Origin of the sequence: Paraburkholderia sp. A1RI-2L (assembly GCF_048957375.1) — a bacterium.
Taxonomy (GTDB): domain Bacteria; phylum Pseudomonadota; class Gammaproteobacteria; order Burkholderiales; family Burkholderiaceae; genus Paraburkholderia.
Genome location: NZ_JARBTA010000004.1, coordinates 886,725 through 899,332 on the forward strand (window position 1 = coordinate 886,725; position 12,608 = coordinate 899,332).

At 63.7% G+C, this 12,608-nt stretch carries 13 protein-coding genes; 7 read left to right on the plus strand and 6 right to left on the minus strand.

The window, feature by feature from the left end; all coding sequences use genetic code 11:
- Positions 1–34 precede the first annotated feature (34 nt).
- The 6 genes from PWP93_RS32520 to PWP93_RS32545 form a co-directional block, all read right to left on the minus strand.
- Positions 35–1,039 (minus strand): arabinose ABC transporter substrate-binding protein, encoded by a 1,005-nt coding sequence (locus tag PWP93_RS32520; RefSeq protein WP_421028233.1) that lies wholly within the window; start codon positions 1,037–1,039, stop codon positions 35–37.
- 65 nt (positions 1,040–1,104) lie between these two features.
- Positions 1,105–2,034 (minus strand): Gfo/Idh/MocA family protein, encoded by a 930-nt coding sequence (locus tag PWP93_RS32525; protein ID WP_421047730.1) that lies wholly within the window; start codon positions 2,032–2,034, stop codon positions 1,105–1,107.
- Between the two features lie 52 nt (positions 2,035–2,086).
- Positions 2,087–3,028 carry a dihydrodipicolinate synthase family protein gene (locus PWP93_RS32530; protein WP_421047660.1) on the minus strand — a complete coding sequence of 314 codons (942 nt, stop codon included), beginning with the start codon at positions 3,026–3,028 and terminating at the stop codon, positions 2,087–2,089.
- Between the two features lie 54 nt (positions 3,029–3,082).
- Complete coding sequence (locus tag PWP93_RS32535; RefSeq protein ID WP_421047661.1) at positions 3,083–4,438, minus strand: MFS transporter; 1,356 nt, start codon at positions 4,436–4,438, stop codon at positions 3,083–3,085.
- Positions 4,439–4,502: 64 nt separating this feature from the next.
- Positions 4,503–6,077, minus strand: coding sequence for an aldehyde dehydrogenase (NADP(+)) (locus PWP93_RS32540; protein WP_421047731.1), 1,575 nt, complete (start codon positions 6,075–6,077; stop codon positions 4,503–4,505).
- A 28-nt stretch (positions 6,078–6,105) separates the two neighbouring features.
- Positions 6,106–7,857, minus strand: coding sequence for an IlvD/Edd family dehydratase (locus PWP93_RS32545; protein WP_421047662.1), 1,752 nt, complete (start codon positions 7,855–7,857; stop codon positions 6,106–6,108).
- Positions 7,858–7,995: 138 nt separating this feature from the next.
- Here PWP93_RS32545 and PWP93_RS32550 point away from each other — a divergent pair, with 138 nt between their 5' ends.
- The 7 genes from PWP93_RS32550 (at position 7,996) to PWP93_RS32580 (ending at position 12,351) form a co-directional block, all read left to right on the plus strand.
- Complete coding sequence (locus PWP93_RS32550; protein WP_421047663.1) at positions 7,996–9,012, plus strand: LysR substrate-binding domain-containing protein; 1,017 nt, start codon at positions 7,996–7,998, stop codon at positions 9,010–9,012.
- 42 nt (positions 9,013–9,054) lie between these two features.
- Complete coding sequence (locus tag PWP93_RS32555; RefSeq protein ID WP_421047664.1) at positions 9,055–9,912, plus strand: class I SAM-dependent methyltransferase; 858 nt, start codon at positions 9,055–9,057, stop codon at positions 9,910–9,912.
- Between the two features lie 221 nt (positions 9,913–10,133).
- Positions 10,134–10,274, plus strand: coding sequence for a hypothetical protein (locus PWP93_RS32560; protein WP_421047665.1), 141 nt, complete (start codon positions 10,134–10,136; stop codon positions 10,272–10,274).
- 181 nt (positions 10,275–10,455) lie between these two features.
- Positions 10,456–10,812, plus strand: a complete 357-nt coding sequence (locus PWP93_RS32565; protein ID WP_421047666.1) for a hypothetical protein — start codon at positions 10,456–10,458, stop codon at positions 10,810–10,812.
- Positions 10,809–11,348 (plus strand): PAAR domain-containing protein, encoded by a 540-nt coding sequence (locus PWP93_RS32570; RefSeq protein ID WP_421047667.1) that lies wholly within the window; start codon positions 10,809–10,811, stop codon positions 11,346–11,348. Before PWP93_RS32565 ends, PWP93_RS32570 begins: the two co-directional genes overlap by 4 nt.
- The gene (locus PWP93_RS32575) at positions 11,349–11,915 is read left to right on the plus strand and encodes a lysozyme (RefSeq protein WP_421047668.1); all 567 of its coding nucleotides are present in this window, start codon (positions 11,349–11,351) and stop codon (positions 11,913–11,915) included. It begins immediately after the preceding gene.
- On the plus strand, positions 11,899–12,351 hold the full coding sequence (locus PWP93_RS32580) for a hypothetical protein (protein ID WP_421047669.1): 453 nt from the start codon (positions 11,899–11,901) through the stop codon (positions 12,349–12,351). The genes PWP93_RS32575 and PWP93_RS32580 overlap by 17 nt, the downstream gene beginning before the upstream one ends.
- Positions 12,352–12,608 lie beyond the last annotated feature (257 nt).

Genomic DNA, 12,608 nt, shown 5'->3' on the forward strand with positions numbered 1-12,608 from the left:
TGCTCTTGCCCTTGCTCTTGCCCTTGCGCGTGCCTTAAATGCCCAGATCGGTACGCACGGCCTGCCAGTTATCGCGCGTCATCAGCTTGCCGGTGGTCTGCGTATCGGCGGGCGGCTGCTTGCCGTTGCGGATCCAGTCGACGAGGTTCTGCGCGCTGTCCTTGCCGTGGTTCGTCGAGCTCACGGCGATGGTCCCGTAGAAGCCCGTAGGCTGCTTTTTCTGGAACTCGGCGAACGCTTCGCCCGCGCCGTTGATACCCACGCCGATCACGTCCGCGGACGGCAGATGCAGCTGCTCGGTCGCGCGCACGGCGCCCAGCACGCTTTCCTCGTTGAGCGCAAACACCACCCACTTCTTGATGTTCGGATGCTGCGCGAGCACCGGCGAAGCCGCGTTGAAGCCGCCTTCGTCGTCAGTGGTTTTCTGCGGCGCGTCGAAGATGTTTTCCTTCTTGAAGCCGTTGGCGAGCAGCGTCTGCGTCGCGCCATCGGTGCGCAGCTTCGCGGTGGGCAATTCATAGTCTGTGATGCGCAGCGCGCCTACTTCCTCGGGCTTCCAGCCGCGCCGCTTCATCTCGTCCGAGATCGCCTGGCCCACCTGGTTGCCGATCTTGAACGCCGACATGCCCAGGTGCGGCACGTTCGCGAGCGGCTTGCCCGACGAATCGACCAACTGGTCATCCACGGTCACGAACTTCATGTTGTAGCGCTTCGCGCGCGCCTGAATGGCCGGTCCGAGACGCACGTCGGGCGCGCAGATCACGAAACCTTGCGCGCCCTGCGCGCCCAGGTTGTCGATGGCGGCCAGCACCTTCTCGCCGTCGGGCGTGCCGATATTGACGACCGAGAATTGCTCTTTCTGGCCGAGCGCCGTCGCGGCCTTCTGCTCGTTGATGAACCATGCCTGCTCAGGCATCTTCACGAGAAAGCCGATCTTGGTGGGCGCGTCGGCGTGCGCGGCCACGTTCATGCCGAGCGGCGCGATGCACATGGCCGCGAATACGGCACGCAGGGTGAAGCGGCGAATCTTGCTGGTCATGCTGTTGTCTCCTCGGGTATGTCTCTGGTTTCGTTGTTGCAACAGTGGTGAAGAACCGTCCGCGCTCAATGCCCGAACGCTTCGACTTCGACGTGCCGGCCGAGCAGGAACGCGTCGGCCACGAGCCGCAGCGGACGCACGTCCACGTCTTGCGCGCCGTGCGCGATGAGCCAGTGAAAGCGCTCGTAAAGCGCTGCGTACTCGCGTTCTGCATCCAGTTCGACCGGTTCGCCGGCTATGACCAGGCGCTTGCCGCCTTCGGCGATGGAGAGCAGGCCGTCCGTGGTTTCCACGTCGATTTCCCATTGCTCGACGGGACCGTGGCGCCAGTCGAATTCGGCGCGCACCGGCACGCCGTCGGTGTCGATACAGTCGAGTTCGGCGGCGATAGGCGTGGCGCAATCGCTGGGCACATGCAGCGTCGCGCCGCGCAGCAGCACCTCGCGCGGCAGGATGCGCGTGACGATGGAAAGCGCGTTGATGCCCGGATCGAACACGCCGATGCCGCCCGGTTCCCAGATCCATTGCTGGCCTGGATGCCAGCGCCGCACGTCTTCTTTCCAACGCACTTGCACGGCGCGGATCGTTCGATTCATGAGCCACGCGCGCGCCGGTTCGACGGCGCTCGCGTAACGCGAATGCCACGTGGCGAACAGCGTGCGGTTGTGGTGGCGCGCCAGTTCGCGCAGCGCTTCCACTTCGCTCACGCTCGCGCCGGGCGGCTTTTCGAGCATCACGTGCTTGCCCGCTTCGAGCGCCGTGCGCGCCTGTGCGTAGCGCACCTGCGGAGGCGCACAAAGCGAGACCGCGTCGAGCCCGGATTCGGCGGCCAGCAGCGCGTCGATATCGGTGTAGTTGCGCACGTTCTCGACCTGCGCGTTACGGCTCGCGCTCGCCACGAGTTCGAAGCCGGGGTTGCCCGCGATGGCGGGCAAATGCTGGTCGCGCGCGATCTTTCCCACGCCCGCGATGGCCAACGTATACGACGCGTTCATAAAGACCTTCTTGTCGAAATCATTCATGCCATTGCTCTGCATGCCGAATCAATTATTTTCCCCAGCGCAGCACGAGCGGATCGAGCCGGCGCGCAATGGCGATCAGTTCGGCGCGCGTTTCCGGATGCATCGCCGGCAGCGGGTGACGCGGCAGCTCGCAGGCGATCACGCCGCCCTCCTTCATGAGCGCCTTGCAGGCGAGCAAGCCCGCCTGGCGGTTCTCGTGATTGATGAGCGGCAGCCACTTCTGATAGAGCGAGAATGCTTCGTCGAGACGGCCGGCTCGATGCGCCTCGATGATGGGACGGATGCCATCGGGGAAACCGCCGCCCGTCATCGAGCCCGTTGCGCCGGCATTGAGGTCCGCCAGCAGCGTGATGGCTTCTTCGCCGTCCCATGGCCCCTCGGCGGCGTCGCCCGCGAGGCGGATCAGCTCGCGCAGCTTGTTCGCCGCGCCCGGCGTCTCGATCTTGAAGTACGCAACCTGCTCGATCTCGCGCGCCATGCGTGCGAGCAACGCCGCGGAGAGCACCGTGCCGCTCGCGGGTGCGTCCTGAATCATGATGGGAATGTCGATGGCGTCCGACACGCGCGCGTAGAACTCGTAGATCTGCTGCTCGGGCACACGGAAGGTCGCGCCGTGATACGGCGGCATCACCATGACCATTGCCGCGCCCTGCTCCTGCGCGCGCCTGCTGCGCGCCGCGCACACGTTGCTGCCGTAGTGCGTGGTGGTGACGATCACCGGCACGCGGCCCGCCACATGGTCGAGCACGGTGCGCGTGATGATTTCGCGCTCGTCGTCGGAAAGCGAGAACTGCTCGGAGAAGTTCGCGAGCAGGCACAGGCCGTCCGAGCCTGCGTCGATCATGAAGTCGACCGCGCGCTTCTGGCTGTCCAGATCCAGCTCGCCGGTCTCGGTGAAAGTGGTGGGCACCACCGGGAAAATGCCGCGATAGCGCGGCGTGGTTTTCGTGTTCGGACTCGTGTTCATATCGTCAGTCTTGCCAATAAAAGTGCATGGAGCCGCGTGCTTACGACTCGCTCGCTATTCGCTCAAAACAGCGCCCTCGCTGCGCGGCGCCGGGCGCAATGCCGCGCGCACCGCGAACGTCACGAGCGCTGCGAACACCAGCGTGACCGCGAGAAAATACAGGCCGGCCGAGAGGCTGCCCGTCGCATCCTTGATGAGGCCGATGCCATAGGGGCCGAAGTAGCCGCCGAGATTCGCGAGCGAGTTGATCGTCGCGATGCCGACGGCCGCGCTGGCGCCGGTCAGGAACTCGCCGGGCAGCGCCCACACCACGGCCTGGATCGAGTAGATCGAGAATGCGGTCAGGCAGATGAACAGCAGTTGCAGCGCCGGCGCGCGGAACCACGCGCTCGCGGCCATCGTGAGCGCCGCCGCGCACGACACCACCACGATGTGGCCGTAACGCTCGCGACGCTTGTCCGAGTGGCGCGGCACGATCAGCAGCCCCACCACCGCGAACAGATACGGCACGGCGGAAAGCAGGCCCGCCGTGGCATCGCTTACGCCGAACGCTTTGATAATGGTAGGCAACCAGAGCGACAAACCATAGATGCACAGCGGAAACGGCAGGAACAGCAACGCGAGCAGCAGCACGCGGCGGTCCTTGAGCGCGCCGAACGGGTTACGGTGCGCTTCGAGTCGGAACGTGCGCCGGTCGGCGGCAAGCTCGCGTTCGATCCAGTGGCGCTCGTGGTAGTCGAGCCAGCGCGCGTGGGCCGGCGACTCGGGCAGCAAACGCAGCGTGGGCACGCACAGCAGCACGGCAGGCAGACCGCTCACCACGAACAGCATCTGCCAGTTCGAAAGGCCGAACAGGCCGTGCGTTTCGAGCAAAGCGCCCGCGATCGGCCCGGTGACAATGCCTGCGATGGGCTGCGCGAGCACCAGCAGGCCAATCACACGCGCGCGATGGCGCATCGGGAACCATTGCGTGAGGAAATACAGAATGCCGGGATAGAGGCCCGCTTCGGCCGCGCCCAGCAAAAAACGCAGCGTGTAAAAACTCTTCGGACCACTGACAAGCGCCATCGCCATCGTGATCGCGCCCCACGTGAACAGGATGCGGGCGAACCATACGCGTGCTCCGAAGCGCTCGAGCGCGAGATTGCTGGGCACCTCGCACAGAAAATAGCCGATGAAGAAGAGTCCCGCACCTAAACCATAAGCGGCATCGCTCAGGCCCACGGCGGCATTCATGTGCAGCTTCGCGAAGCCCACCACCGTGCGGTCCACATAGGCCACCACGTAAATCAGCGCGAGAAACGGCACCAGCCGGCGCGCGATATGGCCGACAATGTGCTTTTCTTCCTCGTTCCCGGCACTCGCCTGCGCTCCGGTGTTGCTGGCATTCGGCGCCTGCAAAGTCGTCATCGTGTCTCCTTGGTTCTTTTACTGCGGGGTGCGTTCTTGTTGCGTCGCGGTGCTGGCCGCCGCGTCAGACGGCTTCGGGCTTGCCCGCGACACGCCGCTTCACGTGCAGTGGATTCGCGTCGCGCAACGCGTCGGGCAACCAGCCATCGGCGAGATTCTGGTAGCAGACCGGGCGCAGGAAACGCTCGATCGCCGCCGTGCCCACCGAAGTGCTGCGGCCGTCCGAGGTGGCCGGGAACGGGCCGCCATGCACCATCGCATCGCAGACTTCGACGCCGGTAGGGAAGCCGTTGGCCAGCAGACGGCCCGCCTTGCGCTCGATAAGCGGCAGCAGCGCGCGCACGAGATCGCCGTCGGCGGCGTCCGCGTGCAGCGTGATCGTCAACTGGCCTTCGATGAAGCGCAGCACCGCGCGCATTTCGGCCTCGTCCGCGCATTCGACCAGCATGCTGCATGGACCGAACACTTCCTCGCCGAGCGCCGCATCGGCCAGCAGATCGCTCGCGCGCACGCACAGCAGCGCCGCTTGCGCGCGCCCGGGCGCGGCTGCGCCGCGTGCGAGCGTCGTGACCTTCGGATGCTCGACGAGACGGCCGATGCCTTGCTCGTAGGCGCGCAAGATGCCCGGCGTGAGCATCACGCCCGCTGGCGCCGCGCTGAACTCGCGCGCGGCGTTTGCGGCGAAGGCGTCGAAGTCCTTGCCCGCGAGGCCGAGCATCAAACCGGGATTGGTGCAGAACTGGCCGCAGCCGAGCGTTGCCGATGCCGCGAAGTCACGCGCCAGCATTGCGCCGCGCGCGGCGAGTGCGCCGGGCAGCAGCAGGTTCGGATTCACGCTGCTCATTTCAGCGTAGACGGGAATCGGCTCGGTACGCGCCGCAGCCAGCTTGACGAGCGCGAGGCCGCCGGTGCGCGAACCGGTGAAGCCAACCGCCCGAATCGCCGGATGCTGCACGAGCGCGCTGCCGACTTCGTGGCCCGCGTCGAACAGCAGCGAGAACACGCCAGCGGGCAGGCCCGCCGCCGCAACTGCCTGCTGGATCGCACGACCGACAAGTTCCGAAGTGCCCGGATGCGCCGGATGCGACTTGACGACCACGGGGCAGCCGGCGGCCAGTGCCGACGCCGTATCGCCGCCCGCTACGGAAAACGCCAGTGGGAAATTGCTTGCGCCGAACACCGCGACCGGACCCACGCCAATGCGCCAGAAGCGCAAGTCGGTGCGCGGCGGCTGACGTTCGGGCAGCGCCGGTTCGATGCGCACGTCGAGCGCGTCGCCGCTGCGCACAAGCGCGGCGAACATGCGCAATTGATTGGCCGTGCGCGCGCGCTCGCCTTCGAGGCGCGCGCGCGGCAGGCCGCTTTCGGCCATCGCGCGGTCGATCAGTTGATCGCCAAGCGCTTCGATGCGCGCCGCGCAATCGTCGAGGAATTGCGCGCGCTTGCCGGCGGACAGCGTGCGATATGTGTCGAACGCCGCGTCCGCCAGTTCGCAGGCCTTTTCGACATCGCCTTGCAGCGCGCCGTGGAAAACCGGTTGTGCGATGGGCGTGTTGCTCGCGGCGTCGGTCGCCTGGAACGCCGCGCCGTCGCCGCGCTTCGCGAGCGCGCCGATCAGCAGGTCGCCGGTAAGAGTCATCGTCATGATCATCGCCCTCGTGCTTGCATCAGTGCGAGTGGCGCGGCACGGCCGAGCCGCGCTGGCCCACCAGGAAGTCGAGATCGCAGCCTTCGTCGGCCTGCAGAACATGATCGACATACAGGCGCGCATAGCCGCCCCGGCCCAGTTGCTCCGCCACGCCGGGCGCGGCAGCCGGATCGACATCGCTCAATCGGCGCGCGAGTTCCTCGTCGCTGAGGTCCAGATGCAGGCGGCCCGCTTCGCAATCGAGCTCGATCCAGTCGCCGTTGCGCACCGCCGCCAGCGGCCCGCCCGCCGCCGCCTCGGGCGCGACGTGCAGCACCACCGTGCCGTAAGCCGTGCCGCTCATGCGCGCGTCCGAGATGCGCACCATGTCCTTCACGCCCTCGCGCAGCAGCTTGGGCGGCAGGCCCATGTTGCCGACCTCGGCCATGCCGGGATAGCCACGCGGACCGCAGTTCTTCATCACCAGTATGGAATCCTTATCGACGTCGAGCGACTCGTCGGCGATCGTGGCCTTGTAGTGGTCGAAGTTCTCGAACACCACGGCGCGCCCGCGATGCTTGAGCAATTCGGGCGTGGCCGCCGAGGGCTTGAGCACCGCGCCGCGCGGCGCGAGATTGCCGCGCAGGATGCAGATGCCGCCGTCGTCGATCAACGGTTTGTCGAGCGGTCGGATCACCTCGTCGTTGAAATTGGGCGCCTCGCGCACGTTGTCCCACAGCGATTTGCCGTTGACCGTGAGCGCGTCCGGATGCGGCAGCAGATTCGCTTCGCCGAGCCGCCTCAGCACCGCCGGCAAGCCGCCCGCGTAGTAGAACTCTTCCATCAGGAAGCGGCCCGAAGGCTGCAAGTCGACGATGGTGGGCGTATTGCGGCCAATGCGCATCCAGTCTTCGAGTTCGAGCGCTACGCCAATGCGTCCCGCAATCGCCTTCAGGTGGATCACGGCATTGGTCGAGCCGCCAATCGCCGCGTTAGCGCGAATCGCGTTCTCGAACGCCTCGCGCGTGAGCACCTTCGAGAGCCGGAGGTCCTCCAGCGCCATCTGCACGATGCGCATGCCCGACATGTGCGCGAGCACGTAGCGGCGCGCGTCCACGGCGGGAATGGCTGCGTTGTGCGGCAGCGAGACGCCCAGCGCCTCGGCCATGCAGGCCATTGTCGAGGCCGTGCCCATGGTGTTGCAGGTGCCCGCCGAGCGCGACATGCCCGCCTCGGCAGAAAGGAAATGATGGAGGTCGATCTCGCCCGCCTTGAGCGATTCGTGCAAGCGCCAGACCGCCGTGCCCGAGCCGATGTCCTTGCCTTCGAGCTTGCCGTTGAGCATCGGCCCGCCGGTCACGACGATCGCGGGCACGTCGCAGCTTGCCGCGCCCATCAGCAGCGCGGGCGTGGTCTTGTCGCAGCCGCACAGCAGCACGACCGCATCGATGGGATTGCCGCGAATGGCTTCTTCCACGTCCATCGACGCGAGATTGCGCGTGAGCATCGCCGAGGGGCGCAGGTTCGATTCGCCGTTCGAGAACACCGGGAATTCGACCGGGAAGCCGCCCGCCTCGTAAATGCCGCGCTTCACGTGTTCGGCAAGCTTGCGAAAGTGCGCGTTGCACGGCGTAAGCTCGGACCACGTATTGCAAATGCCGATGATCGGGCGGCCATCGAATTCGTGGTCGGGAATACCCTGGTTCTTCATCCAGCTCCGGTACATGAAGCCATTCTTGTCAGTGGTGCCGAACCACTGTTGCGAGCGCAGTTTAGGTTTTGTTGCCGACATCGTCCGGTCCGAGTGAATGAAACATTGGACATAGCTTAGATAGAACTCTGATAACCTTCTAATGAAATATCGGATGCTTTCGATATCGATTTCGGCATTGGTATAAACACTGAATACTATTTGGGACGGCAGGCAAACATGCTCGATTCGAGCCCCTGGTATGTGCGCACGCGGCTCAAGACGCGTCAGTTGCTGCTGGTCGTCGCGCTTGCGGAAGAAGGCAATATCCATCGCGCGGCGGCGGCGCTGAACATGACGCAGCCCGCGGCGTCGAAGCTGCTGCGCGAACTGGAGGAGATGCTGGGCGCGGTGCTGTTCGAGCGCCTGCCGCGCGGCATGCGGCCCACGCTTTACGGCGACGCGCTGATCCGCCATGCGCGCGCGGTGCTGGGCAGCCTCGACCAGGCCCAGGAGGAACTCTCGGCGCTCAAGGCGGGGCGGCTCGGCCATGTCGCCGTGGGCGCGATCACCTCGCCGGGCGTGCGCGTGCTGCCCGCCGCCGTGGCGGCGGTCAAGCGCGCGCATGCGAATATGCGCGTCTCGGTGGAAATCGACGCAAGCAACGCGCTGCTCGAACATCTCGCGCAGGAAAAACTCGATGTCGTGCTCGGACGGCTTTCCGCCGAACACGACAAGCTTCAGCTACGCTACGAGCCGCTCACGGGCGAGCCGGTGTGCGCCGTGGTGCGGCCGGGGCATCCGCTGCTGGAGGCGGCGCATTCGCCGTTGCATGAGGAAACGCCGGATGAAGCGCAAGCGCGGACGAAAACCCGCGCGCCGCTCACGCTCGCCGACGTGGCGCGCGCCACCTGGGTCGTGCCGCCCGTGGGCAGCGTATTGCGCCATCGCTTCGAATTGATGTTCCAGCGCGCGAGCCTCGCGCCGCCCTCGAACGTGGTGGAAACGCCCGCGCTGCTTTTCATCACGCGCGTGCTCGAGCAAAGCGACATGATCGCCGTGCTCACCGAGGACGTGGCGCGCTACTACGCGGCGCACGGCATGGTCGCGGTGCTGCCGCTGCCGATGGATTGCCAGATGGACGACTTCGGCATCATCACGCGCGCCGACCGCCTGCTCTCGCCCGCCGCGCAGATCATGATCGACGTGTTGCGCGAGGTGAGCGCGGACATTTATGGCGTGCGCGGCCCGGCGTAATGCCGGCCCTGCATCAGCGCCCTATCGAACTGGAGAACGGATATGCAAAACCCGAAAACGGCTACCCCCGATTCCAGCGCCATTCGCGTCGCGCTCTGGCGCGCGCTGCACCTGGAAGTCGATGCCGAACCGCACGTGCTCGACGATGCGATCGGCATGCAGCTCGCCGCGCCGGACCCGGACTGGCGCAATCGCCCCGACATGCACCCGCAAGGCACGCGCGGCTATCGCGCGTCCATCGTCGGCCGTGCGCGCTTTATCGAGGATCTCGTGGCCGCGCAGGCCGATGCGGGCGTCGGGCAGTATGTGATTCTTGGCGCGGGCCTCGACACGTTCGCGCAGCGCCGCCCAGAGATTGCGTCACGACTTCACGTGTACGAAGTGGATCAGCCTGGCACGCAGGCATGGAAGCGGCAGCGACTCGGCGCGCTCGGCTACCGCGAAGCGGCGTGGCTGCGTTTCGTGCCGGTGGATTTCGAGGCGGGTGAGTCGTGGTGGACGCTGCTCGCACGCGCGGGGTTCGATGCTAAGGCGCGCGCCGTGGTGGCGTCCACGGGCGTGTCGATGTATCTCACACGCGAAGCGAATCTCGCCACGCTGCGCCAGATCGCGCAGCTTGCGCCGGGATCGACGCTTGCCATGACTTTCACGCTGCCGCTCGATCTCGTCGATCCCGCGGAGCGCGCGCAGCACGAAGCCGTTTATGAACGGGCGCGCGCGGCGGGCACGCCGTTTCTCAGCTTCTTTCGCCCCGAGGAGATGCTCGCGCTCGCGCAAGAGGCCGGGTTTTCGAAGGCCGAGCATGTGAGCACCGCCGATATCGTCGCGCGATATTTCGCAGGACGTAGCGATGGCTTGCGGCCTTCCACGGGGGAGTCGTTTTTGATAGCGACGGTTTAGGGCTAAGCCATTCGCAATATCAGGCTGGGTTTGTTGAATGACAAATCAATTTGCATGCTTTATGCGTGCTGGATATGTGCTCTAAATTTTAAGATCGATCCGATTTCCCAGCGTTTCAGTCTCCAGTGACGATAGCCCGCGCGGGTTGAATTTCGCCCGCCACTGCATCGCCGGTCGCGTTACCGGGCCGGCCGTTTTCGTCTACTTCGTGGAGCTATGGAATGTCGGATCAGGAAAAGGGCGAGAGCATTACCTACGCATTCGCAACCATCGGCGCACGTACCGCACGCGGCGGCTACGTGACGCGCGCAACAGGCAGCATGTCGATTTGCGGTCTGCATATCGACCTACAGCGATGGTAGCGAAGCGACAATCATTGACGGTTCGGGGCCGCTGTTTGTCGATCACGACAAGTGCGCGGCACTGGTCGGCAGTCACCTCAGCAACGGGGACCATATCGATTTCACGCCATGGGACAACGGGATAACCGGTCTTTTCATTCCCGAAGGCGAAGTCCCCACCGGGCTTTTCGATTCTTCGTACGTGCCGCCGCCGCTTGAGCCGGGCCTGCGCTTCGCGCTACGCGGTTCAACTACCCGGCGCGGCGGCGTGTTGCGCGCGCCGGGCCGCGAGTGGAGCGTCGATGGTGAGCAGGTCAAGGTCGGTGTTATTGGCGATACGGTCCATTACCCGGATGGAACCATGGCGCGAATCATTAGCGGCCTCGCGATCAAGGCGAATCGGGAGTTTGTGCAACTCGCGTATGTGGGAAGCGTGCTTGACAACGGCGACACGATTACAGACAGCCCTGAGCGTGCTGGAAAGGCCAGCCCCGAAATATGGGAGGTTGTTACCGAAGAACAGATGACGTACGAACACCCTGCGCGAGGCACGATATGAAGCGCGCACTCTTGCGACAGTGGGACAAATCCACTAGCGGCGGGGTTGTTCGGGAAGGCATTGAGAATTGCACTCACCACGGGCGGGCAATCACTTTCATCGGCGCGAAGGTTTGGTGCGCATGCTGCAAATCGGAAGGACTCATTGGCGCGAAGGGACCGCACCAGAACGCGACAATGCACGGCAAACAACAGGCGCTCGACGGCGATATCTGCCTGTGCCAAGGTGACCCGCCTCCGGTCATGATTGCGTCGCAGGATAGCGCGTGGCATACGTTCGAATCGCAAGAACTCACAGGCACGGGATACGGCGCAGGTAACGCATTCGCGTCCATCCCGCCAGGCAGCATGTACGACGAGCAATTCACCCTTTGCGATGCGCACGGCTCACTAATGCCCGACACGTACTACACGGTACGTCTTCCATCAGGCGCGCTGGAACACGGCGTCACCGATTCGCAAGGCCGTACCGCTCGATATACGACGCAAAGCGCGCAATCAATCCGCTTTTATCTTGGTCATAGAGACGAGGTTTAAATGCCCGATGCACTTGGAAGCGCAGTAACGAATACGAACCCGAATTCGTGCGTAAATCTTCAAACAGACCGGCTTTGTAAACCTTGGGCTGTCACTGACAACCTAATTCATTTTACAGCGCAATGGGAGGCCTTCCGCGCACACCTTTACGATAACGACGGCGGCGGACACGGCGGAAATACAACCATAGGCTATGGGCATTTGGTACATATGGGGCCGATCAATGGCTCAGCGCTGGAGGCACCGTGGTTGGCGGGTTTAACCATGTCTCAAGCATTGGCGTTGCTCCGTGAGGATATCAAAGTCGCCGAACACATTATCAATAATCGAATACGCGTGCCACTTTACCAATACGAATACGACGCATTGGTGGATTTCGTATATAACGTCAGAGGGCATAGCAAAGAAAGCCTGTTGAATCTGGTGAACACCGGACATTATGACCGTGTACCGGCTAAGTTGCTGGAATACACGGGTGCAGGCGGTGCCCGCCCTCGCAGTCTGTTGAAACGCCGACACGCCGAAGCAAACTTGTTCAAAGACGGAACCTATGATGCGAGTCATTAAAACTCTCAATACCTTTGTTCTTGCGCTCGCCTCAATGTCTGCGTTCGCTGATTCCGCTTGCGACGCGAAGGCAAAAACCCGCGACGATTTCCTGGCTTGTACCAACAAGGACACCGATCGAAACTTGGCAAAGGCAAAAGCGCTCTATGGGTCGATTAGGCCGTTAGCAAAGGGAGAAAAGCAAGTCGCACTGGATCGGAATTTCAGCATTTGGCGCAACCGTATGAAATCAGACTGCGACCTATTTGGTAAGGCGTTCAATGATTGGGCAGATATTTATTCGCCTGATACGGATTTTCAAATCGCTGCGTGTCGTTCGAAGATAGCTAGCCAGGAGCTGGAATTTTATAGTTGGCTCGCGTGCCCCGATGATATGGAGACTTCCGACAAGCCGAAATGCCCGGCATTGAAGAAGATATTGAACAATCAGCGTTGAAGCGGTTGGTGAAAATCGTCCGCTTTCCGTGGAAGTTTCAAATGCCCCGCTCCGGCGGGGCGCTTTCTCGCTGCCGCTTGTCTGGTACTTCGGCCAGCATGCCTCACGGTAAATACACCGGTTCCTTTCCACTCCGACACGGCTATGCCCGCTGCTAGCGGAGTCTTCGCATCCCGGCATGCTTCACGATCAACCCTTCGAACATACGCGCCTGGATGCTCAATTACCGTTGTTCCTGCGCCATGTCCGCGCGATCG

Bases quoted from the DNA above. Each gene is read 5' to 3' on its own strand.
- PWP93_RS32520 (WP_421028233.1), bottom strand. From the start codon at position 1,039: ATGACCAGCAAGATTCGCCGCTTCACCCTGCGTGCCGTATTCGCGGCC.
- PWP93_RS32525 (WP_421047730.1), bottom strand. From the start codon at position 2,034: ATGAACGCGTCGTATACGTTGGCCATCGCGGGCGTGGGAAAGATCGCG.
- PWP93_RS32530 (WP_421047660.1), bottom strand. From the start codon at position 3,028: ATGAACACGAGTCCGAACACGAAAACCACGCCGCGCTATCGCGGCATT.
- PWP93_RS32535 (WP_421047661.1), bottom strand. From the start codon at position 4,438: ATGACGACTTTGCAGGCGCCGAATGCCAGCAACACCGGAGCGCAGGCG.
- PWP93_RS32540 (WP_421047731.1), bottom strand. From the start codon at position 6,077: ATGACTCTTACCGGCGACCTGCTGATCGGCGCGCTCGCGAAGCGCGGC.
- PWP93_RS32545 (WP_421047662.1), bottom strand. From the start codon at position 7,857: ATGTCGGCAACAAAACCTAAACTGCGCTCGCAACAGTGGTTCGGCACC.
- PWP93_RS32550 (WP_421047663.1), top strand. From the start codon at position 7,996: ATGCTCGATTCGAGCCCCTGGTATGTGCGCACGCGGCTCAAGACGCGT.
- PWP93_RS32555 (WP_421047664.1), top strand. From the start codon at position 9,055: ATGCAAAACCCGAAAACGGCTACCCCCGATTCCAGCGCCATTCGCGTC.
- PWP93_RS32560 (WP_421047665.1), top strand. From the start codon at position 10,134: ATGTCGGATCAGGAAAAGGGCGAGAGCATTACCTACGCATTCGCAACC.
- PWP93_RS32570 (WP_421047667.1), top strand. From the start codon at position 10,809: ATGAAGCGCGCACTCTTGCGACAGTGGGACAAATCCACTAGCGGCGGG.
- PWP93_RS32575 (WP_421047668.1), top strand. From the start codon at position 11,349: ATGCCCGATGCACTTGGAAGCGCAGTAACGAATACGAACCCGAATTCG.
- PWP93_RS32580 (WP_421047669.1), top strand. From the start codon at position 11,899: ATGATGCGAGTCATTAAAACTCTCAATACCTTTGTTCTTGCGCTCGCC.